Source organism: Actinoplanes sp. NPDC049599, assembly GCF_044465625.1.
Classification (GTDB): domain Bacteria; phylum Actinomycetota; class Actinomycetes; order Mycobacteriales; family Micromonosporaceae; genus Actinoplanes.
In genome coordinates, this window is sequence record NZ_JBITLX010000007.1 from 324408 (window position 1) to 345517 (window position 21110).

General features: G+C 75.6%; 21 protein-coding genes. 11 read left to right on the plus strand and 10 right to left on the minus strand.

Annotation, left to right across the window (positions count from 1 at the left end; all coding sequences use genetic code 11):
• Positions 1–5: 5 nt before the first annotated feature.
• Together ACIBQZ_RS16365 and ACIBQZ_RS16370 are read right to left on the minus strand one after the other, a co-directional pair.
• The gene (locus tag ACIBQZ_RS16365) at positions 6–1031 is read right to left on the minus strand and encodes an Acg family FMN-binding oxidoreductase (RefSeq protein ID WP_396089437.1); all 1026 of its coding nucleotides are present in this window, start codon (positions 1029–1031) and stop codon (positions 6–8) included.
• Between the two features lie 130 nt (positions 1032–1161).
• Complete coding sequence (locus ACIBQZ_RS16370) at positions 1162–1836, minus strand: MBL fold metallo-hydrolase (RefSeq protein WP_396089438.1); 675 nt, start codon at positions 1834–1836, stop codon at positions 1162–1164.
• A gap of 92 nt (positions 1837–1928) precedes the next feature.
• On the opposite strand from ACIBQZ_RS16370, the gene ACIBQZ_RS16375 reads away from it, so the two are divergent.
• Positions 1929–2174 carry a hypothetical protein gene (locus tag ACIBQZ_RS16375; protein WP_396089439.1) on the plus strand — a complete coding sequence of 82 codons (246 nt, stop codon included), beginning with the start codon at positions 1929–1931 and terminating at the stop codon, positions 2172–2174.
• Positions 2175–2327: 153 nt separating this feature from the next.
• Positions 2328–2744 carry a DUF732 domain-containing protein gene (locus ACIBQZ_RS16380; protein WP_396089440.1) on the plus strand — a complete coding sequence of 139 codons (417 nt, stop codon included), beginning with the start codon at positions 2328–2330 and terminating at the stop codon, positions 2742–2744.
• Between the two features lie 18 nt (positions 2745–2762).
• Here the strand turns inward: ACIBQZ_RS16380 and ACIBQZ_RS16385 are convergent, their stop codons facing one another.
• The gene (locus ACIBQZ_RS16385) at positions 2763–3560 is read right to left on the minus strand and encodes an SAM-dependent methyltransferase (protein WP_396089441.1); all 798 of its coding nucleotides are present in this window, start codon (positions 3558–3560) and stop codon (positions 2763–2765) included.
• Between the two features lie 186 nt (positions 3561–3746).
• On the opposite strand from ACIBQZ_RS16385, the gene ACIBQZ_RS16390 reads away from it, so the two are divergent.
• Complete coding sequence (locus tag ACIBQZ_RS16390; protein WP_396089442.1) at positions 3747–4040, plus strand: peptidoglycan-binding protein; 294 nt, start codon at positions 3747–3749, stop codon at positions 4038–4040.
• A gap of 64 nt (positions 4041–4104) precedes the next feature.
• On the opposite strand, the gene ACIBQZ_RS16395 is transcribed toward ACIBQZ_RS16390, so the two are convergent.
• Both ACIBQZ_RS16395 and ACIBQZ_RS16400 read right to left on the minus strand, forming a co-directional pair.
• Complete coding sequence (locus ACIBQZ_RS16395) at positions 4105–5958, minus strand: Dyp-type peroxidase (protein WP_396089443.1); 1854 nt, start codon at positions 5956–5958, stop codon at positions 4105–4107.
• Positions 5955–6560 (minus strand): hypothetical protein, encoded by a 606-nt coding sequence (locus ACIBQZ_RS16400; protein ID WP_396089444.1) that lies wholly within the window; start codon positions 6558–6560, stop codon positions 5955–5957. The genes ACIBQZ_RS16395 and ACIBQZ_RS16400 overlap by 4 nt, the downstream gene beginning before the upstream one ends.
• Before the next feature lie 93 nt (positions 6561–6653).
• On the opposite strand from ACIBQZ_RS16400, the gene ACIBQZ_RS16405 reads away from it, so the two are divergent.
• The gene (locus ACIBQZ_RS16405; RefSeq protein ID WP_396089446.1) at positions 6654–9380 is read left to right on the plus strand and encodes an ATP-binding protein; all 2727 of its coding nucleotides are present in this window, start codon (positions 6654–6656) and stop codon (positions 9378–9380) included.
• A 56-nt stretch (positions 9381–9436) separates the two neighbouring features.
• Here ACIBQZ_RS16405 and ACIBQZ_RS16410 read toward each other — a convergent pair whose 3' ends face one another.
• Positions 9437–10015 (minus strand): RNA polymerase sigma factor, encoded by a 579-nt coding sequence (locus ACIBQZ_RS16410; protein ID WP_396089447.1) that lies wholly within the window; start codon positions 10013–10015, stop codon positions 9437–9439.
• 243 nt (positions 10016–10258) lie between these two features.
• On the opposite strand from ACIBQZ_RS16410, the gene ACIBQZ_RS16415 reads away from it, so the two are divergent.
• A complete protein-coding gene (locus ACIBQZ_RS16415) occupies positions 10259–10813 on the plus strand; it encodes an LLM class flavin-dependent oxidoreductase (RefSeq protein WP_396089448.1) in 555 nt (184 codons plus the stop codon).
• A gap of 45 nt (positions 10814–10858) precedes the next feature.
• Positions 10859–11311 (plus strand): VOC family protein, encoded by a 453-nt coding sequence (locus ACIBQZ_RS16420; RefSeq protein ID WP_396089450.1) that lies wholly within the window; start codon positions 10859–10861, stop codon positions 11309–11311.
• Positions 11312–11502: 191 nt separating this feature from the next.
• Here the strand turns inward: ACIBQZ_RS16420 and ACIBQZ_RS16425 are convergent, their stop codons facing one another.
• Entirely contained in the window at positions 11503–12411 is a 909-nt protein-coding gene (locus tag ACIBQZ_RS16425; protein WP_396089503.1) for an LD-carboxypeptidase, read from the minus strand.
• A gap of 238 nt (positions 12412–12649) precedes the next feature.
• Between ACIBQZ_RS16425 and ACIBQZ_RS16430 the strand changes: the two genes are divergently transcribed.
• The 3 genes from ACIBQZ_RS16430 (at position 12650) to ACIBQZ_RS16440 (ending at position 15933) form a co-directional block, all read left to right on the plus strand.
• The gene (locus tag ACIBQZ_RS16430) at positions 12650–13798 is read left to right on the plus strand and encodes a molybdopterin-binding protein (protein WP_396089451.1); all 1149 of its coding nucleotides are present in this window, start codon (positions 12650–12652) and stop codon (positions 13796–13798) included.
• 245 nt (positions 13799–14043) lie between these two features.
• Positions 14044–15012: a cation diffusion facilitator family transporter gene (locus ACIBQZ_RS16435; protein ID WP_396089452.1), complete on the plus strand. Its 969-nt coding sequence runs from the start codon at positions 14044–14046 to the stop codon at positions 15010–15012.
• Positions 15013–15021: 9 nt separating this feature from the next.
• The gene (locus tag ACIBQZ_RS16440; protein WP_396089453.1) at positions 15022–15933 is read left to right on the plus strand and encodes an endonuclease/exonuclease/phosphatase family protein; all 912 of its coding nucleotides are present in this window, start codon (positions 15022–15024) and stop codon (positions 15931–15933) included.
• A gap of 4 nt (positions 15934–15937) precedes the next feature.
• On the opposite strand, the gene ACIBQZ_RS16445 is transcribed toward ACIBQZ_RS16440, so the two are convergent.
• Both ACIBQZ_RS16445 and ACIBQZ_RS16450 read right to left on the minus strand, forming a co-directional pair.
• Positions 15938–16573, minus strand: a complete 636-nt coding sequence (locus ACIBQZ_RS16445) for a response regulator transcription factor (RefSeq protein WP_396089454.1) — start codon at positions 16571–16573, stop codon at positions 15938–15940.
• A 37-nt stretch (positions 16574–16610) separates the two neighbouring features.
• Positions 16611–18215 (minus strand): methyl-accepting chemotaxis protein, encoded by a 1605-nt coding sequence (locus ACIBQZ_RS16450; protein WP_396089456.1) that lies wholly within the window; start codon positions 18213–18215, stop codon positions 16611–16613.
• Positions 18216–18324: 109 nt separating this feature from the next.
• Here ACIBQZ_RS16450 and ACIBQZ_RS16455 point away from each other — a divergent pair, with 109 nt between their 5' ends.
• Together ACIBQZ_RS16455 and ACIBQZ_RS16460 are read left to right on the plus strand one after the other, a co-directional pair.
• Positions 18325–19170, plus strand: a complete 846-nt coding sequence (locus ACIBQZ_RS16455; RefSeq protein WP_396089458.1) for a patatin-like phospholipase family protein — start codon at positions 18325–18327, stop codon at positions 19168–19170.
• 17 nt (positions 19171–19187) lie between these two features.
• Complete coding sequence (locus ACIBQZ_RS16460) at positions 19188–20543, plus strand: SGNH/GDSL hydrolase family protein (protein ID WP_396089459.1); 1356 nt, start codon at positions 19188–19190, stop codon at positions 20541–20543.
• Between the two features lie 9 nt (positions 20544–20552).
• Here the strand turns inward: ACIBQZ_RS16460 and ACIBQZ_RS16465 are convergent, their stop codons facing one another.
• Positions 20553–21101, minus strand: a complete 549-nt coding sequence (locus ACIBQZ_RS16465) for an AAA family ATPase (RefSeq protein WP_396089460.1) — start codon at positions 21099–21101, stop codon at positions 20553–20555.
• Positions 21102–21110 lie beyond the last annotated feature (9 nt).

A 21110-nucleotide genomic window follows, 5' to 3' on the forward strand; every position in this document is an offset into this window, starting at 1 on the left:
GGCCGTCAGCGCGGGGCCCAGCGGCGGGACCGGGCGGCGCGGGGCGCGGCCGAGGGCGCCCGGCCGTCGGACGGCAGCAACGCGTCCTCCAGCGGCCGGCGTGGCGTCGGGGGCACCGTCCGCCCGTGACCGACCCGCAGGACGATCTGCGGCGAGGCACCGGACATCGCGGCCGCCAGCCGATCCCGGGTGGCGGCGAGCTCCGCGGGCTGGCTGATCGGCGTGGCGGCGAGGCCGAGCGAGGTGGCGGTCAGCAGCACACGTTGCAGCGCCTGACCCGCGCGGATGTGGTCGAACACGGTGTCCCCGGTGGTGCCGAGCACCACGATCGTCGGGTGCGGCTCGAACCGCTCGGACGGCAGCGGGAAGGGCAACACCTCAGCGAAGTGCCGGACGGGCACCGTCCGGAGCCGGTCCCTCGGCCCCATCGCCGACACCGGCACGCCCTCGCCGCCGCCGGCTGCCGCCCAGCGCGCCAGTTCGCTGCGGTAACCGGGCCGGCCGCGCAGCACCTGATCCGCCGCCCTGGCCAGGTCGAGGATGGCCTCGGTGGCGTCCGACCGGGCGACGCTCAGGAACGCACCCTCGCGGTGGGCGGCGTCCCGCAGCTGATGCAGCGACTCCGCGGCCACCGACCGCCGCGCGAACGGCCACCGGTTGGTGTGCCGCCGGGGAATCGCGTCGGCGAGCACCTCCGCGGCGGCCGTGGGCGCGGCGAAGCGAACAGCCCCGATCCGAGCCACCAGGTCGGTCTCGTCGACGTCGGGGAACAACTCGAGCCGCGGCACGAAACCACTCCGCCGGAGCGCGACCCGCATGGTGAAGACCGCCGCGCCGACGCTCATCATCAGCTCCCGGCCCCCGGGATCCAGCACGGACAGCCGCCGGCCCCGATCGGCGTAGACGTCGACCCGCCCCCGGCCGACCCGGAACCGCCAGGGCTGGCTGTTGTGCAGGGACGGTGCCAGCACACCGGCGCGAATACATTCCATCAGCACCGCCCGGGACGGCGCGGCGACGGTCACGGCCATGATCTGATTCCCTCCGGCGAATGGGCTCAGGGTCATGCTCCCGGAGCAGCCGCGTCCGGCGCAGGGCCATACGTCCCGCAGTGCCGGGCACTCCTCCACACCCCGCGCCGGGTGGCCGTCGGGGTTCGGGTCAGCCGGCGGCGTACTCCCGGAAGCGGTCCGCCGCGCGGCCCGAGACCGCGCCGCCGTGGCCGAACACCGCGTGCTCGAAGTCGAGCGCCGCGAGCCGGGCGACGCTCTCGCGCTGCTGGTCGAGGTCCGCCGAGACCATCTTCGGCGCGCCGCCGATCCGCCCGCCGCGCCGGCCCGCCGCGGCGTCGCCCGCGAACAGCACCCCGCCCGCACGGTCGAGCAGGAACGAGAGATGCCCGGCGGTGTGGCCGGGCGTGTGCAGCGCGGTGAAGCCGGGCAGCGGCGAATACCCGTCGGTGGTCACGACGTCGTCGACCGGCGCCGGCTCGGGCGTGCCCAGGAAGAACGAGACGACCTTGACGACGGGATGGCGCAGCACGACCCGCTCGGCGCCGGTCACGAACGGGACGTCGGCCTGATGCGCGACGACCCGGGCGCCGGAGCGGCGGCGCACCTCGGCGAGCCCGCCGGTGTGGTCGGCGTGGTGGTGGGTGAGCAGCACGGTCCGCACGTCGCCGATCGTGCGCCGGATCCCGTGCAGCGCCTGCCCGATCTTGCCGGACCGCCCGGGCAGCCCGGTGTCGACGAGCACCACGCCGTCGTCGGTCACCACGAGGTGCACATGGACGTACCCGATAGCGACCTCGAACACCCCGTCGACCACTTCCCGCATCCGATGATCTTCGCACCCCGGACCGGCCGGGCCGCGCCGACACGTGTCGAAATCGGCCCCGGTGGTTCGACGTAGGTGCGGAGGTGACGAGGATGATCGACCCCACGATGGCCTGGCGGCTCGACCACCAGGACGACCGGCAACACCGCGCGGCGGAGCACGCCCGGGGCACCCTGATCGCCCGGGTGCGCCGGTCCCGCTGGTGGCGCCCGCTCCGGCGACGACGGGTCGCCCGGCCGCCCACAGCCCGACCGCCCAGCACCCAGCCGGCAGATATCCCGCCGGTCACCGACCCACCGGGCCGCCGGCCCACCGCCGGCAGTCCCGCACGCCGCTGACCCGGCGGCAGCAACCGGACCCGCCGCGCGCACGATCCCGGCATTTCACCCGTCCGGGTGTGGGCGGGTCAGCCTTCCGTGGGCGATCCGTCTCGCCGCCGATCCCGTGCCGCTAGGGTCTGCCCGGCACAAATCGGACGAGCGGGGTGGGTCATGGCGAGACGGTGGCTGGTCGTGGGGGTGCTGCTGCTCGCGCTGGGCGGGTGCGGGGACGGCAACCGGGCCGAGCCGGCGACCGTGCCGGTGCCGGTGACCGGCAGCGGGAACCCGCCGCCCTCCCGTACCGCGGTGGCGGCCGCCGTGCCGGAGCGGGCCGACGGGAACGACCCGGGCGGGTTTGTCGCCGTGGTGCAGCGCAAGCGGCCCGACCTGGCCGTGGACCACCGGGAGGACGAGCTGCTCGCGCTGGCCGAGCAGGCCTGCGCCGCGCTGGCGGCCGGCCGGTCCGCCGACGCCGTGGTGGCCGACGTTCGCACCTTCGGCACCGACCGGGCGGACGCCCGGGTGCTGGTCCGGCTCGCCATCACCACGGTGTGCCCGGAGCAGGAACGCCGGATCGACGACTTCTGAGCGGCGTGGCGGTCGCCGTCAGGGCTTGCGGGCCACTCCGCTGTACTGGTTGACGTCGATGTCCGGGTCGCCCGGGCCGGGCCGCCAGCGGGAGCACGACACCACGCCGGGCTCCAGCAGCTCCAGGCCGTCGAAGAACCGGGTGATCTCGGCCGAGCTGCGGTACACGATCTTGGGTGTGCCGTGCTCGTTCCAGAACGACACGATGTTGTCCGCGGCCTCGCGGTTGATGTCGTGGCAGCCGTGCGCGATCGCCAGGTAGCTGCCGGACGGCAGCTCGGCCATCAGCCGCCGCACCACGTCGCGCGCCTCGTCGTCGTCCAGGATGAAGTGCAGGATGCCGAGCAGGGTGACCGCCACCGGCTTGCTGAAGTCGAGCGTCTGGCGGGCCGCCTCGATGATCGCCTCGGGGTTGTTGAGGTCGGCCTCGATGTACTCGGTGACCCCCTCCGGCGTGCTGGTCAGCAGCGCGCGGGCGTGCACCAGCACCAGCGGGTCGTTGTCGACGTAGACCACCCGGGCGTCCGGGGCGATCGACTGGGCGACCTGGTGGGTGTTGTCCGCGGTGGGCAGGCCGGTGCCGATGTCCAGGATCTGCCGGATCCCCTGGTCGGCCACGAGGTGCCGGACCATCCGGCCGAGGAAGGCCCGGTCGGCGACCGCCAGGTCGATGATCGAGGGCAGCTGCCGGGCGATCTCGTCCCCGGCGGCCCGGTCGGACGCGAAGTTGTCCTTCCCGCCCAGCCAGTAGTTCCACAGGCGGGCCGAGTGCGGCACCTGCGTGTTGACCCGGGAATCCCCGAACGACTCCGACATCGATGTCTCTCCTGTCCACAGTGGCGCGGCGACACATCTTTGCACTAATTCTGCACCTTCCCCACCCCCGGTGGGGTCGGCCGAAAGTCGCAGCCGATGCACAGCAGGTCGATCCCCTGGTCAGAGGCAGCGCACAGGTGGAATCAGCATGCTGGGAGGTGCCCATCAGTCACCCAGGAGGTCACCATGTCGGCTCGCGGAATGCTCGAACTGGTCGGAACCGCCGTCGGCGGCCTGATCGGCTGGACCGGCGAACCGGCCCCGGCGGCGGACCCGGCGGCCCTGCGCGAACGCTTCGCGGACCTCGGCGTGACCGTCGGGACGGACGAGGCGGACCTGGCCGCCGCGGTCCGGGCCTTCCAGGCCCGGGTCGGCCTGGAACCGGACGCGGTGGCCGGCCCGCGCACGGTCCACCTGCTCGCCCGGTACGCGAAAGAGGCTCGCGACCTGCACGGCTTCGAACACCCGGCAGCCGCCTGACCCCGGGCGCCGGGCGCGCACCACCCGCAGCCCGGCGCGGCACCCGGCCGGGCCGGCGCCGCGCTCAGTCCGACCCGGCCAGCGCCCGCACCGTGGCCAGCCCCGGCAGCAGGAAATACTCCCCACCCCGGCAGGTCACCAGCGGCCTCGGCACCGCCACGTACGCCGGTGGCTCCCCCTCCAGCAGGATTCTCGCCCCCGGTCCGCCCGCCGTGGTGAAGATGTCCTCCTCGCGGCCGCGGCCGAAGACGTTGCCGTCCGCCAGCCATTCGGTCTGCACGAACTCGAACTGCCGGCCCGGGTCACCCACCACCGCCAGGAACAGCAGCCCGCGCTCCTGCCCGTCGTCCTCCGCGCCGGGCGGCAGGTACGGCCCGTACGGGATGCCGCGCCGCAGCATCAGGTGCCGGCGGGTGAGTTTGCTGCCGCCGGGCAGCGTGCCGCGGGGGTTGGCCCGCCGCACGTGGGCGGCCACCGGGCAGGGCGCCAGCAGTTCGCCGTCGCGGCGGCGGCCGACCAGCCCCGCGGCCACGTCGTCGGCTCCCCCGGCGAAGCTCGCGGCGGCCGCCGAGGTCATCTCCCGGAACGCGGGCACGTCCTGCTCCAGCTTGCGATAGACCAGGAAGCTGCCGTTGCGGCGCAGGTGGGGCGGCAGGCGCCGGCCGGCGACGTCGCCGTCCACGTCCGGCCGGCCCAGCACGAACTCGCCGGGCGGCAGCACCTCGCCGGGGGTGCCGCGGCCGTAGCCGGCCACCCGGGGCTGGGAGATGCCGTCGGCGAAGCCGAAGTGCTCGACGAACGTGGCGGCGTCGCCCTCCGGGTCGCTCAGCCGGGCGCCGCGCTGCTCCCCCACGACCGTCAGGCCGCCGCTGTCGGCCAGCTCCGCCCGCAGCCGGTCCAGCCAGGGGTCCAGCTCGTCGCTGCCGGTGGCCGAGAGCAGCAGCACGAGGTCGACCGTGCCGGGGGCGTCGAACGGTTCCTGCCAGGGTTTGGTGCCGCGGCCGGGCGAGAGCAGGTGCTCGCGGGCGTGCATGCCCTCCCGGAACTCCTCCGGGAAGTCCGCCAGCTCGGCGGCGGGCACTTCCAGGCGGGTCAGCCCGGCGTGGCTGATCCCCAGATGCAGGGCCCGGGCGGGCCGGTCACCCACGTCGGCGGCCGAGGTGATCGCGGGTGCGACGGTACGCAGCCAGCGCCGCGCCCGGGGGCCCGAGGTGATCTGGAGGAACAGGTGCGCCGCGACGCTGTGATCGCCGTAGCCGCGCAGCACGAGTCCCTGGATGTCCGGCAGGTCGAGCTCCGCCACCGGCCCGGCCGGGTCCGCGACGGTCTCTTCCAGGTCGACGGCGGTGCGGAAGCGGCTGCGCAGGGTGCCGTCGGCGACGTCCGGCGCGGTCGCGGCGAAGGCGGCCACCTTGCGCCGCAGCCGCAGCGCGTCGGTGATCTCGGCGACGGTGCCCTCGGGGCTGCCGGAGAACGTGTAGTCGGCCCGCACGCTGCGCTCGGTGAAGAACGCGACGAAGGCGTCCGTGCGGTGGTGGCCGGGATAGCCGGTGCAGTCGCCCCAGATCGCGTCGGCCTCCGGGCCGAGCTGCTGCAGCCGCCGGAAGAAGCCGGCCGGTTCGCCGTCGACGGTCGCGGTCATCATCAGGTACGGGTGCGGCAGGTCGTCCGGGCGCGGCGGCCGCCCGGCGTGCGCCAGCAGGTCGAGCAGCCGGGCCTTGAGCGTCCACTCGGTCGGCCGCTGCTGGCGCACCGCGTGCTCCAGCACGACGAGCCGGGCGAAGTGCACCCCGGGCAGGCCGGCGAAGGGACTCTGCTCCCGGTACGCGCGCAGCCGCTCCCGGATGTCGGCCGCCCGCCCGTCGGCGATCCGCGCGAACACGGTCACCGACCGGGTGCCGATGGTGGTGTCGCTCATGACTGGGCCTCCCAGCTGTACAGGTCGCCCGGGACCTCGTCGACGAACCGCTGCCAGGCGGCCCCGAACTCGGCCGGCTCGGCGCCGTCGAGGTGCCGCCGGTACGCCTCCCGCACGCGCAGCGCGGCGGCGATCTCGGTCACCCCGGCGTCCGGGTAGGCCGCGTAGTAGTGGTCCACGTCCAGGTCGTTCGCGGCGATGTAGCGGCGGAACGGCTCCGGGGGCAGCGCGCCGGGGAAGCCGAAGGACCAGCCCCAGATCAGCGCCATCCGGGCCGGGATCTCCAGCGAGAACGCGTCGATGTACTTGCCCCAGGCGCCGTTGAAGTCGCTGCGGAACAGCAGGTACGCGTACCGGGAGCGGCGCTGCTGGCCGGGGAGGCGCGGGATCACCGACCAGTGCGCGAAGTGGATGAACGACATCCGTTTGAGGTCCTGCGGCGCGCCCATCAGGTGGCGCAGGAACAGGAAGCCCTTCAGCAGCGGCACCCAGCGCCGGGGCATCGGGGTGAGCACGGTCAGCGGCGTGCCGCGACCGGCCAGCGAGGACAGATAGGAGCCGTCCCGCGACTCGCCACCGGGCTGATTCGATGTCTCGATCATGATGATGATCCTTCGCGAAAGATCAACCGAGCCGGCTCGCGCCGATCCGGTACGGGTATCCTCGCCGTCCCGGCGCGGGAATACACTCGGCCGATGATGCTCGGACGGACCGCCGAACGTGCATTGATCGACGGTCTTCTGACAGGCGCGCGCGGAGGTCACAGCGCCGCGCTGGTGCTCACCGGCGAGCCGGGCATCGGCAAGACCACCTTGGTCCGGTACGCGACCGAGCAGGCCACCGGCATGCGGGTGCTGGCCGCCCGCGGTTACGAGGACGAGTCGGAGATCCCGTTCGCCGGGCTGGCCGACCTGCTGCGCCCGGTGCTGTCGATCCTGGACGAGCTGCCCGCCCCGCAGGCCGCCGCGCTGCGCAGCGCGCTGGCCCTGGGCCCGCCGGTGGCCGGCGACAGGTTCACGGTGTGCGCCGCCACCGTCGGCATCCTGGCCGCCGCCGCCGAGTCCGCGCCGCTGCTGATCGTGGTCGACGATCTCCAGTGGCTGGACGCGTCCTCGCGCGAGGCGGTGCTGTTCGCCGGGCGGCGGCTGCACGCCGACGGCATCGCGCTGCTGCTGGCGACCCGCGACCCGGCCGACGCCGCCGGCCTGCGCTCGGCGCAGGTGGCGCTCTCCGGATTGAGCGTCGAGGAGGTCGACGAGCTGTGCCGGGCGACGCTCGAGGTGAGCCCGGCCGGCACCGGGGCGCGGGTGCACGCCGCGACCGCCGGCAACCCGCTCGGGGTCATCGAGCTGTGCCGGGAACGCCCGGAGCTGACCGACGTGGGGGTCACCGCGCCGTTCGTGGCGCCCGGCTCGCGGATCGAGCGGGCCCTGCGCGGCCGGCTGGAGCAGCTGGAGGAGGACACCCGCCGCGCGCTGGTGCTGGCCGCGGCGGCGGTCGGCGGCGACATCGGCACGCTGCTGACCGCGGCCAGGGCGACCGGGCTGCAGCTGCGCGACTTCGCCCCGGCGGAGAAGCAGGACCTGATCACCGTCGACGACCGGCGGATCGAGTTCCGGCACCCGCTGCTGCGCTCGGTGGTCTACCACGGCGCGTCCATGGACGACCGCTGCGCCGCGCACACCGCGCTGGCCGAGGCCCTGGCCGACGTGCCCGGTGACGCCGCGGCCGACGCCCGGGCCTGGCACCTGGCGGCGGCCACCCTGGCCCCCGACGCCCAGGTCGCCGCGGAGCTGGAGCAGGCCGCGCTGCGGGCCAGCCGGCGCGCCGGCTACGTGGCCGCGGCGCGGGCGTTCGGCCAGGCCGCCCGGCTCAGCCGCGGCCCGGTGCGGGCCCGGCTGCTGGTCCGCGCGGCCCGCTGCTGGCAGCTCGCCGGGCGCAACGACCAGGTGCTGACGCTGCTCGACGACGCTCTGCCGCTGACCACCGAGCCCAGCCGGCGGGCGCTGATCCAGCACATGGACGCGTACGTGCGGATGTGGCGGGAGCGCCCGGGCGGGGTGCTGCCGTTCCTGGTCGCGAGCGCGGAGGCGGTCGAGCGCAGCGATCCGGCGCGGGCCGCGCTGATGTATTCCGACGCCTGCATCCCGTACTTCATGGTCGGTGACATCGAGCAGCTGCAGGCGGTGGTCCGCCGCGGCTACGAGCTGGCCGGCCGGGTCGGCGGGGTGGCCCAGCTGGTCGCCGCCGTCGCGCTGGCCGGCGGGCACACCCTGGCCGGCGACCGGCCCGCGGCCCGGCAGCTGCTCCAGCAGCACCACGCCGAGCTGCTGGCGGCCGATCCGCTGGTGCGTGCCCAGGATCTCTGCCACGCGGCGCTGACCTGGATCTGGCTGGAGGGCTTCGACAAGGCCGGCGAGCTGGTCGGCCGGGTGGTCGCCGCGGCCCGCTCGGCCGGCGCGCTGGGCGTGCTCCCGCAGGCCCTGGGGATCTCCTCGGAGCTGCACTTCCGGGTCGGCCGCTGGCACGACGCGCGGGTCAGCGCGGCGGAGAGCCTGCGGCTGGCCAGCGAGACCCGGCAGGCCAACCTGTACGGGCTGTTCTTCGCCGGCCGGCTGGACGCGGTCCAGGGCCGCGGTGACGACTGCCGCAAGCAGGTCAGCCGGACCATGGAGGTGGCCGAACGGCTCGGCGTCGCGTGCATGGACCTCTACACCGGCCACGAGCTGGGCCTGCTGGCGCTGAGCCAGGGCGACGCGGGTGAGGCGATCACCCGCCTGGAGGCGGTGCGGGAGCTGCCCGTGGTCGCGCACATCCACGAGCCGGCCGTGGTGCCGTGGGTGTTCGACCTCGTCGAGGCGTACATCAGGGACAGCCGGCCGGACGCCGCGCGGGAGCTGCTCGCCGCGCACGAGTCGCGCTCGGGCGGGTTGTGGGCCGAGGCCGCCGCGGCCCGGTGCCGGGCGCTGCTGGCCGCCCCGGAGCAGATGGACGCGGCCTTCACGATCGCGCTGGAGGCGCCAGGGTGCGCCCTGATGCCCTTCGAGCGGGCCCGCACCCAGCTCGGTTACGGCGAGCGGCTGCGCCGGGCCCGCCGCCGCGCCGACGCCCGCGCGCACCTGCACGACGCCCTGGAGACGTTCAACCGGCTGGGCGCCCAGCCCTGGGCCGAACGGGCCCGCACCGAGCTGCGCGCCACCGGCTCCACCGTGGGCCGCTCCACCGACGCGCTCCCCCGGCTCACCCCGCAGGAGCTGCAGGTGGCGCTGGTGGTGGCCCGGGGCGCCACCAACCACGAGGCGGCGGCCACCCTGTTCCTGTCGCAGAAGACCATCGAGTACCACCTGAGCAACATCTACCGGAAGACCAACATCCGGTCCCGCGCCGACCTCGCCGGCATCGCGGGCGACGCCCAGGCCTGACCGCGGGCGCGGCGGGGCGTGGCGACCGGCACCGGCCGCCACGCCCCACCCGTCCCCTACTGCCATGCCTGTGCCCCCAGGCCGGCCCGTTCCAGCGACGTCCGCAGCTTGCGCAGCGAGCGCATCCGGGTCGGCCCGATGCTGCCGATCGGGATGCCCTTGCACCGGGCGAGCTCGGCGTAGCCCGGCGCGTCGTTGCTGCTCAGCGCGACCATCAGGTCGCGGGACGAGGCCGGCAGCGAGTTGACGTGCTGCCAGAGCAGGTCGTTCATCCGGGCGTCGACGGCGGTCTGCTCCGGGTGCGGGGCGCGCTCGTCGCGCGTCTCGGTCCGCAGCTCCAGGCCGGGCACCTCCCGCTTGCCGGCGCGCAGCAGCTTGAGGCACTCCCGGCGGGCGATGGTCACCAGCCAGGAGCTGACCCGCTCCGGGTCCCGCACGTCACCGAGGTGCTCGAACGCGCGCAGCCAGGTGTTCTGCACGACGTCCTCGGCGTCGGACTCGGGCAACCGGAAGGACCGCACCGTCCACCAGACGAGCCGTTCGAACTGGCGGACGAACCGTTCGGCGGCGCCGGCGGCACCGGCCTGGGCGTCGCTGAGCACGGCCCGGGTGTCGTGGCACTGGTCGATCGTCATGATCGTTCTCCCCGTGTTCGTGTCCCGCGGGTCCGGCGTCCGCTGCGGCGGCGCCGGTCGGAACCCGAATGACGCTAGATTTCCGCGGCCGGCCTGAGATCCGGGCGACACCCTGGGGTTGACCGGCGCCGACCCTGGGGTGCGCCCGGTGGCCGGCAGTCGGAGATCCGACCGCATCGGGGACCACGGCGGCACGCCCGGGCCTAAGCTCGCCGGACCACAGAGGACGGACGGGGACCACGCGTGCGCATCGGCGGCGAACCTGCCCCACTACGGCACGCTCACCGGCCCGGGCGCGGCGACCGCCTCGACGAGACCCTGGACCTGCTCGGCACGATCTGGGCGGACGAGGTGGTCACCCACACCGGCCGGCACTTCACGGTGCCGGCGAGCCGGATCGGCCCGAAGCCGGTGCAGCGGCCGCGGCCGCCGATCCTGCCGGCCGGCTTCGACCCGCGGGCGCTGCGCCGGGTGGCCCGGCGCGCGGACGGCTGGCTGGCGGTGGGCCTGCCGCTGCCGCACCTGGCGGGGATGTGGGCCACGATCCGCCGGCAGGCCGGGGAGTACGGGCGTGACCCCGGCGACCTGCGGATGGTCCAGCGGCTGAACCCCAGGCTGACGGACACGCCGGCGGATCCGGCCCGGGTGCCCGCGTACGGGACGCTGCACCAGATCGCCGACTACGCCCGGGCGGCGCGCGCCGACGAGGTGTTCATCGACCTCACCCTGACCGTCCGTACGGCGGACGAGATGCTCGACCTCGCGGGCGGCTTCCTGGCGGCGATACAGGCGGGCTGACCACCGGGGTTGCGGGCGACCGCCGTAACCACTATAACGGGTTACATGGCTCTGAGTTGGAAGTTGGTCATCGACAGCGCGAACGCACCCGTCCTCGCGGATTTCTGGGCCGCCGCCCTGGAATACGAGGTGGAGGACCCGGGTGCGCTCATCGGGCACCTGCTCGCCGCCGGCCAGATCGGCGAGGAGGCGGTCCACGAGCACCGCGGCCGGAAGATCTTCCGGGGCTTCGCCGCGATCCGCCACCCGGCGGACCCGTTCGACGAGACCAGCGGCATCGGCCGGGGCCGGCGGCTGCTGTTCCAGGACGTTCCGGAGGGCAAGTCGGGCAAGAACCGCCTGCACATCGACGTGCACAGCGAGCCCGGCGGCCTGGACAAGCTGGTGTCCCGCCTGGAGGGTCTGGGCGCGACCCGGATCGAGGAGTTCAACAAGGGCCCGGCCGGGCACTGGTGGGTCATGCGCGATCCGGAGGGCAACGAGTTCTGCGCCGCGTAGGCCCACGCACGCGGCGAGCCGCGCCAAGGGACGGCCCGGTCCGGGGCCCGGTCAGGGCCGGGCGGTCAGGGCCGGGCGGTCAGGGCCGGGTGGGCGACCTGGGCGGTCAGGGCCGGGCGGTCAGGGCCGGGTGGGCGACCTGGGCGGTCAGGGCCGGGCGGGCCCCGGACCGGGCCGGGCGGTCAGGCGGGTCAGGCTCGGGCGGTGACGCCCGGGGCGACGGTCAGGGTGCCGGCCGCGGTGTTGATCGTGGCGCGGGTGCCGAGCGGCACCGTCAGCTGCCCGTTGCCGTGGCCGATCCGCAGCCCGCCCAGCACCGGCACGCCCAGGTCGCCCACCCGGTCCTGGACCGCCTGCGCCGCCGTCCACTGCCCGGCGGTCACCGGCGCGTTGGTGAACTGGCCGATCGCGATGCCCGCGATCCGGTCCAGCGCCCCGGCCCGGCGCAGCTGCGTCAGCATCCGGTCGTAGCTGTAGGGCGCCTCGTCGGTGTCCTCGAACAGCAGGATCGCCCCGGCCAGGTCGGGGAAGTCGCGGGTGCCGTAGCCGGTCTGCAGGATCGTCAGGTTGCCGCCGAGCAGCGTCCCGGTCGCCGCGCCGGGCACCTCGACCGCGGCGCTCGGCTCGGCCGGGTCGCGGGTCAGCACCACCGGATCGGTCGACATGATCGCCGCGCGCAGCGACGCGATCTCCACCGGGCCGGTGCGGGAGTCGGTCCAGTTGACCATCGGGCCGTAGAAGCCGGCCAGCCGGGCGCCGCGCCACAGCCGGCCGAGCAGCGCGGTGAGGTCGCTGAAGCCGACGAAGACCCGCGGGTCCCGGCGGACCGCCGCCAGGTCGAGGCCGTCGATGACGCGCTGGGTGCCGTAGCCGCCCCGGGCCGCGAACACCCCGCGGACGCCCGGGTCGCGGAACGCCGCGTTCAGGTCGGCGAGCCGGGCCTCGTCGGTGCCGGCCAGGTAGCCGTACCGGTCGTGGACGTGCGCCCCCAGCTCGACCACCAGGCCGAAGCCGGTGAGGATCTCGACGCCCCGGGCCAGCCGGGCGTCCGGCGCCGAGCCGGGCGCGACCACCCGGACCCGGTCGCCGGGGCGCAGCATCGGCGGGCGGACCGCCCGGCGGGGCGCGGCCTGCGCGGCCGCGCCGGGGACCAGGGCGCCGCCGGTGGCCGCGGCGGCGCCGAGCAGGGTACGGCGAGTGATCGTCATCCTCCGCAGGGTGTCGTCCCGCCCGCCGTCGGTCAAGGACATCGACGAAAAGCGACGCGTGTCGCAGGGCTCACCGCGCACCGGCCGGGCGTCGCGTCCGGGCGGCGCCGCGGATGTGACACTGGCACCGATGCCAACCACCGATCGTGCCACCCCGTGGCGTGCCGCACGCCGGATCGCCGCGGAAGCCGCCGCCCCGCTGCCGGCCGAGGACGTACCGCTGGACCGGGCGGTGGGCCGGGTGCTGGCCGCCGCGGTCCGCGCCCGCGCCGACCTGCCCGGTTCCGACACCGCCGCGATGGACGGCTATGCCGTCGGCGCCGGCGGGCCGTGGCGGGTGCTCGGCCGGGTCATGGCCGGCGGCCCGGTGTGGCCGCGGGCGCTGGCCGCCGGGCAGGCCGTGGAGATCATGACCGGCGCGGTGGTGCCGGCCGGGGCGGTCGCGGTGCTGCCGTACGAGACCGCCGATCTGACCCGCGCGGCGGCGCCGGACCGGCCGCACATCCGGCGGGCCGGCGAGGACGCCCGGGCCGGCGCCGAGCTGGCCGGCGCCGGGTGGCTGGTCACGCCGGCGGTGGCCGGGCTGCTGGCCCAGGGCGGCGCCGACGAGGTGCCGGTGCGCCGGCGGCCCCGGGTCCGGCTGGTGGTCACCGGCGACGAGGTGATCGGCGCCGGGGTGCCGGCGCCCGGGCAGGTGCGCGACGTCTTCGGGCCGATGGTGTCGGCGCTGGTCCGGGGCGCGGGCGCGGTGGTGGCCGAGCGGCTGCTGCTGCGCGACGACCCGGGACTGCTGGCCGATCGGCTGGCCGCGCCGGACGCCGACGTGGTGGTGGTGACGGGCTCGTCGTCGGCGGGCGCCGCGGACCACCTGCACCGGGTGCTGGAGAAGGCGGGCGCGCGGCGGCTCGTCGACCGGGTGGCCTGCCGGCCGGGCGGCCCGCAGCTGCTGGCCGCGCTGCCGGACGGGCGCTGGGTGGCCGGGCTGCCGGGCAACCCGTTCGCCGGGCTGGTCGCGGCGCTCACCGTGCTGCAACCGCTGCTGTACGGCCTGACCGGCCGCGCCGTGCCGCCCGCCCCGCGCCTGCCGGTCCACGGCGACGTGGTCGTCACGGCGCCGCACACCCGGCTGGTCCCGGTACGGCTGGCCGGCGACCACGCCGTGGTGGTGCCGGGCAGCCGGCCCGCGAGCCTGGCCGGAGCCGCCGGCGCGGACGCCCTCGCCGTGCTGGAGGACGGCTGGGCCGACGGCTCGCCCGCCGAGCTGCTGCCGCTCACCTGAGGCTTGTTGCAGGTCAGGGGCTTTTGCAGCGTTGTCGCACGGGTAGCCGGTCGCCTACTCTGCGGGCATGACCGCCTGCACCGAGCAGCTCCCGGCCGGAGCCGACAACGGCCTCGCAGGCGAGGGCCAGAAGGGCATGCCCACGGAGGTTCAGCCATGACCGCCTGCACCGAGCAGCTCCCGGCCGGAGCCGACAACGGCCTCGCAGGCGAGGGCCAGAAGGGCATGCCCACGGAGGTTCAGCCGTGACCGGCCTGCGGCACGCCCTGACCCCGCACTCCCACGACTCCGCCGACAAGGTCGACACCGCGCTGGAGTCCTCCCGGGCCGGCCTGCGGGCGTTGTGGATCTCGCTGGTGGTGCTGGGGGTGACCGCGGCGGGGCAGGCGGTTGTGGTCGCGTACTCGGGCTCGGTGGCGCTGCTCGGCGACACCCTGCACAACGTCGCCGACGCGCTGACCGCGGTGCCGCTGGGGGTGGCGTTCCTGCTGGGGCGGCGGGCGGCGACCCGGCGGTACACCTACGGTTTCGGCCGGGCCGAGGACCTGGCCGGGATCGCGATCGTCGCCACCATCGCGGCCTCCGCGGTCTTCGCGGGCTACGAGGCCGTCCGGCGGCTGCTGCACCCGCAGGACCTGACCCACCTCGGGTACGTCGCGGCGGCCGGCCTGCTCGGCTTCGCGGGCAACGAGATCGTCGCGCGGTACCGGATCGGGGTGGGCCGGCGGATCGGCTCCGCGGCGCTGGTCGCGGACGGGCTGCACGCGCGCACCGACGGCTTCACCTCGCTCGCCGTGCTGCTCGGCGCGGGCGGGGCCGCGCTCGGCTGGCGCTGGGCGGACCCGGTGGTCGGCCTGCTGATCACCGGGGCCATCGTGCTGGTGCTCCGGGGCGCGGCCCGGGAGATCTACCGGCGGCTGATGGACGCCGTCGACCCGGCGCTGGTCGACCGGGCCGAGGCGTGCCTGCGGGCGACGCCCGGGGTGCTCGACGTCGGCTCGGTCCGGTTGCGCTGGATCGGCCACCGGCTGCACGCGGAGACCGAGATCACCGTGGGCGCCGAGCTGTCGCTGGCGGCGGCGCACGCCATCGCGGTCGACGCCGAGCACCGGCTCGGGCATGCCGTACCCCGGCTGACCAGCGCGTTGATCCATCCGGACCCCGAGCACGCGCACAGCCACGGCCCGGAACCGGCGGCGGGACACCCTCACTAGGCTGGCCGGATGACAGGACGGCGGTGGCGGGTGGGCAGCGCGATCACCGCCGCGGCCGCCGTCGCGCTGGCCGCCACGCTGCTGCTGCACCGGCTGGTGCCGGGCGCGCTCGGCACGGCCCTGGACAGCGGGCTGCCCTGGCTGGGCCTGCTGGTGCCCGCCCCGCTGGCCGTGGCGGCGCTGCGCCGCTCGTCGCGGGCCTTCGTGATCTGCCTGCTGCCGGCCGGGTGCTGGGCGGCGATGTTCGGGCCGGTGCTGGTGCCCCGGTCGGCGGCCGACCATCACGACCTGCGGGTGGCGACGCTGAACCTGGGCGCGGCCAACCCGAGCCCGGCCGCGGCGCTGGGCGCGGTCGTCGACGCGGCGCCCGACGTGCTGGTGCTCCAGGAGCTGACCCGGGCGAACCTGGCGGCGGCGCAGGCGGCGCTCGACGCGGGTTACCCGTACCGCGCGGTGACCGGCACCGTCGGGCTGTGGAGCACGCTGCCGCTGACCGATCCGGCCCCGGTCGACATCGGGATCGGCTGGACCCGGGCGCTGCGGGTGTCGGTGCCCAGCGCCGACGGCCCGGTCCGGCTCTACGCCGCGCACCTCGCGTCGGCTCGCCCGGCCGCCACCGCCGAGCGCGACCAGACCATCGCCGCGCTGACTGCCGCGGTCGCCGCCGACGAGAGCCCCCGGGTGCTGGTGGCCGGCGACCTGAACACGGCCACCACCGACCGGCAGTTCGACGCGTTCGCCCCGCTGCGCGACACCCAGCAGGAGGCCGGCGCGGGCTTCGGTTTCACCTGGCCGGCCGAGCTGCCGGTGCTGCGGCCGGACCACATCCTGCAGCGCGGCATGTCCACCCAGCGGTCCTGGGTGCTGCGCGCGCCGGGCAGCGACCACCGCGCGGTGCTGGCGGAGCTCGACACCGCCTGACGGGTCAGGCCGGGACCACGAGGCGGAAGCCCACGCCGCGGCGGTTCTCGATCCAGCCGGCGTCGCCCAGCTTGCGGCGCAGGCTGGCCACGTGGAAGTCGAGGGTCTTGCCGGGGCCGAGGAAGTCCGGCTCCCACACCGTCTCGAGGATGTGCCGGCGGTCCACGATCGCGCCCGGGTCGGCGGCCAGCAGCACCAGCAGGTCGTACTCCTTGGGCGCGAGCGGGATCGGGACGCCGTGCAGGCGGATCTGCCGGGTGCGGGTGTCGATCGCCAGCGGCCCGTACCGGTGGACCGGGTTCTCGGCGGGCACGGTGCGGCCGGCGACCGTGCGCATCCGGGCCACCAGTTCCCCGACGCTGAACGGCCGGGCCAGGTGGTCGTCGGCGCCCGGGGCCGGGTCGTCGCCGGGGCCGGTCAGCATGATCATCGGGGCGGTCCCGGCGCGGCGCAGCTGGCGGCAGAGGTCGGTTCCATCGATGTCGGGCAGCCGGGGGCCGAGCAGCACCAGGTCGTGCGGCGCCGCGGCCAGCGCGGCGGCCCCGGTGGCCACGTGGTCGGCGGTGATGCCGTACCGGGCCAGGCCGTCGATGAGCGGTTCCGCGATCGACTCGTCGTGCTCCACCAGCAACACCCTCATGACCGGTGATACGGCTGCGGACCGCCCGCGGTTGAACTCAGACCCGGTAGGCCGAGACCGTGGTGCTGAGCTCGGCGGCCATCCGGGCCAGCTCGGCCGCGGTCTGCTGGGTCTCGGTGGCGCCGCTGGTGACCTGCTGGGCGGCCTCGGCGACCCCGGAGATGGTCTCGGCGATGCTGGCCGAGCCGGCTGCGGCGTGCCCGACGCTGCGGGCGATCTCGCCGGTGGTCGCCGTCTGCTCCTCGACCGCCGAGGCGATGGTGGTGGTGTAGTCGTTGATCGTGGTGATCACCTGGGCGATCTCCCGGATCGCCTCGACCGCGCCGTTGCTCTCCGCCTGGATCGAGGCCACCTGGGCGGAGATGTCCTCGGTGGCCTTGGCGGTCTCCTGGGCCAGGTCCTTGACCTCGCTGGCGACCACCGCGAAGCCCTTGCCCATCTCGCCGGCCCGGGCCGCCTCGATGGTGGCGTTGAGCGCCAGCAGGTTGGTCTGCTCGGCGATCGCCGTGATCAGCCGGATCACGTCGCCGATCTCGGTGGAGGCCGCGCCGAGGCGGGCCACGCTGGTGTTGGTGGCCTCCGCGGTGCGCGCCGCCCCGGCGGCCACGCCGGCCGCCTCGACGGCGTTGTCGGCGATCTCCCGGATCGACAGGCCCATCTCCTCGGCGCCGGCGGCGACCGCCCGCACGCTGGCCGACACCTGGTCGGCCGACTCCGACACGGTGGTGACCTGTGCCGAGGTCTCCTCGGCGGAGGCCGAGAGCTGCAGCGACACGGCGGAGAGCTGCTCGGACGCGGAGGCCAGCGTGTGCGAGCTGGCGGAGACCTTGCCGACCAGGCCGGCCATCGCGGCCGCGGTGGCGTTCAGGGTGTCGCCCAGCTGGGCGATCTCGTCGCAGCCGGCGACCCGGACCCGGGCGGTCAGGTCACCCTCGCCGATCGTCCGCAGGGTACGCACGCAGCGCGCCAACGGCCGCACGATCAGCTGCGCGATGCCCGCGGCGAAGGCCAGCCCGACCAGCGCGCTCACCGCCAGCACCAGGATCACCCACAGCCGGGTGGTCCGGTACAGCTCCTCCGCGCCGGCCTCCTGGTCGGCCGCCTCGCGCACCGTCGCCTCCGCCAGGGCGCTCATGTCGGCCCGCAGCGCGGTCAGCAGCTCCGCCTGCGGCCCGGTGCGCAGCTCCGCCACGGCGGCCCGGTCACCGGCGGCGACGGCCGGCTCCAACCGGCCGGAGGCGAAGGCGACGTACCGCTGCCAGTCGGCGGAGAAGGCGGTGATCGCGGTGCGGGACTCGGCGCCGATCGGGAACGCCAGGTACTCCCGCCTCTTGGCGGCGACGTCGTCCTCGGCGGCTCTCAGGGCGGTGCCGGCGGTGGCGCGTTCCGCGTCGGTGGTGGCCAGCATGTCGTCGTCGGCGGCCAGCCAGGTCCGGTTCACCGCACTGCGCAGTTCCCCTATGGTCTTCAGCTCCAGGCTGTGCGTGTACACGGTCTTGACCTGGTCGTTGATCCTGCTCAGGCTGGCCAGCGCGAAGAGACCGTCGCCGATGCTGATGACGGCGATGACGCCGACCGCGATCATGATCTTGGTGCCGACCCGCCGGTCCGTCAGTGCCCGCCATCGCCCCTTGTCCGCCACGTGATCAGCAAACCATCGGCGCGGTTCCGGCGCGGACGAATCCGGCAGAGACCCCGCCACCGGCCGGTTGCGCTTGTGAGGCGGTGGGGCGGCCCGGCACGCTGGGGCCATGGAGCCGACAGATCGCCGCCCGGAACCACCCGCCGAGGCGCCGCCGGTCCGGATCGGACTGGCCCTGGGCGGCGGTGCGGTCCGCGGCGCGGCGCACATCGGCGTGCTGAACGTGCTGGACAAGGCCGGCCTGGCCCCGGCGGTGATCACCGGGTGCAGCGCCGGCGCCCTGGTCGGGGCGCTCTACGCGGCGGGCATGAGCGCGCCGGACATCTCCGCGCTGGCCCGCACCCTGCACTGGAAGCGGCTGGTGCGCCCGAGCATCACCGGCCGGTCGCTGTTCGAGACCGCCCGGATGGCGGCGTTCCTGGACAAGACCCTGGAGGGCCGGACCTTCGCCGACCTGCCGCTGCCGTTCGCGACGGTGGCCTGCGAGCTCACCACCGCCCGCCGGGTGGTGCTGGACGAGGGGCCGGTAGCCACCGCGGTGGTGGCCAGCTCGGCCATCCCGGGCGTGTTCCCGCCGGTCGAGCGCGACGGCATGCTGCTGGTCGACGGCGGCCTGGTGGACATGGTCCCGGCCGCGCTCGCCCGCAGCATGGGCGCGGACATCGTGGTGGCGGTGGACGTCTCGGGTCCGCTGCCGCGCCGGCCGCCGAAGACCATGGTGCAGATCATGGTGGCGGTCAGCGCGCTCCAGCCCGGCGTGGAGGAGCAGCTGGCCCGGGACGCGGACCTGGTGCTGACGCCGGACGTGGACGCGTACGCGTTCTGGGAGCTGTCCCGGATGAGCGAGTTCGAACTGGCCGGCCAGGTGGCGGCCGAGGAGTCGCTGCCGCTGGTCCAGGCGCTGGTGCAGGTGGCCGAGGCGCGCACCGCGTGGCAGCACCGTACCGCCCGGTAGCGCCCTACGATATCGACATGCATAGATATGTTCGCGCCGCCCTCGTTGCGGCGCTGCTGGTCTCCCCGCTCGTCGCCGCCGCGCCGTCCGCCGCCGCGCCGTCCGCCGCCGCGCCGGCTCCCGTGGCGCCGGCTCCCGTGGCGCCGGCTCCCGTGGCGCCGGCTCCCGTGGCGCCGGCTCCCGTGGCGCCGGCTCCCGTGGCGCCGGCTCCCGTGGGGCCGGCTCCCGTAGGGCCGGCTTTCGTGGGGCCGTGGACCGGGGCCTGGGCGACCAGCCCGCAGCGCGAGGCCGGCCCGGCCTTCGCCGACCAGACCCTGCGGCTGCTGGTGCACCCGACGCTCGGCGGCTCGCCGGTGCGGATCCGGCTGAGCAACCGCTTCGGCGCCGAGGACGTCACCTTCGGCGCCGTCTCGGCGGCCCGGGCCGTCGCCGCCGGGGCGCCCGACCTGGTCGCCGGCACCGCACGCCGGGTGACCTTCCGCGGCCGGAGCACGGTCACGGTCCGCACCGGCACCGAGGTCGTCAGCGACCCGGTGGAGCTGGCCGTCGCACCCGGCCAGGACCTCGCGGTCGACCTGTACGTCACCGCCGGCGGCGACGCGGCGGCGATCACCGGCCACGACGCGGCCCAGGGCACCCAGTTCGTGGCGGCCGGCAACCAGGCCGGCGCCCTTGGCACGCCGTTCACCGGCACCGTCAACTCGTGGTTCTGGCTCGGCGGCGTCGACGTCCGGCCGGCCCCGGCGGCGGCCGGCAGCATCGTGGCGCTCGGCGACTCGATCACCGACGGCGCCTACACCACCTGGAACGGCAACGACCGCTGGACCGACCAGCTCGCCGCCCGGCTCCGCGCCCGCCCCGCCGGCGGCCGCTACGGCGTGCTCAACCAGGGCATCGGCGGCAACCAGATCCTCACCGACCGCACCGACTGCTGCGGCGCGGGCACCAGCATCGCCGCCCTGAGCCGGGAACGGGCGGACGTCCGGCAGCAGACCCGGGTCCGCTACCTGATCCTGGCGGAGGGCATCAACGACATCGGCTACCACGCCGGCGCCGACGCGCTGATCGCCGGGATGCGGACCATCGCGGACCGCGCACACCGGGCCGGCATCACGGTGATCGGGGCGACGATCACCCCGTACGGCTGCGACGCGGGCTGTTTCGGCAGCGACCAGGAAGCGACCCGCCAGCAGGTCAACACGTGGATCCGGACCACGCCGGCGATCGACGGGGTGGCGGACTTCGACGCGGCGGTCCGCGACCCGCAGGACCCGAGCCGGGTCCTGCCGGCCTACCAGGCCGACCCGCTGCACCCGAACGTCGCCGGCCAGCGGGCGCTGGCGGAGTCGATCGACCTGACCCTGTTCCGCTGACCGGCCCGGTCAGCCGTCCCGGTCCCAGCGTGCCTCGGGCAGGCGCGCCAGGACCTCCGTGATCGTCTCGTCCGGGGTCTGGGAGCCGGTGTCCAGCCACAGGCCCCGCCGCGGGGTGCCGGAGCGCAGCGACGCGTCCAGCGCCTGCGCGGTCCAGGCGCCGTAACCCCGCTTGCCCCGCCGCCGGTCCCGCTCGGCGAGCACGTCCGGCGGCGGCGCGAGCACCACGGCGAAGCGTGGCCGGGCGGTGAGCAGGTCCAGGTAGCGGGTGAGATCGGGGCCGAGGACGACGTCCTGGAGCACCGCGGTGAAACCGGCCCGCGCGTAACCGTCGGCGGCAGCCGCCGCGAGCCGGTACCGCAGCCACAGCTGGGCGGTCGCGCCGGCCGCGGCGGCGGGCGTGACCTCCTCCCGGCCCGAGACGATCATCCGCCGGAAGACGTCACCGCGGACGTGGGCCGCGCGGGGCAGCCGCTCGGCCAGCCCCTGCGCGACGGTGGACTTGCCCGCGGCCATGGCCCCGGTGATCACGATGACCGGCGCTCCCCTCGATCCCACGCCCGCCAT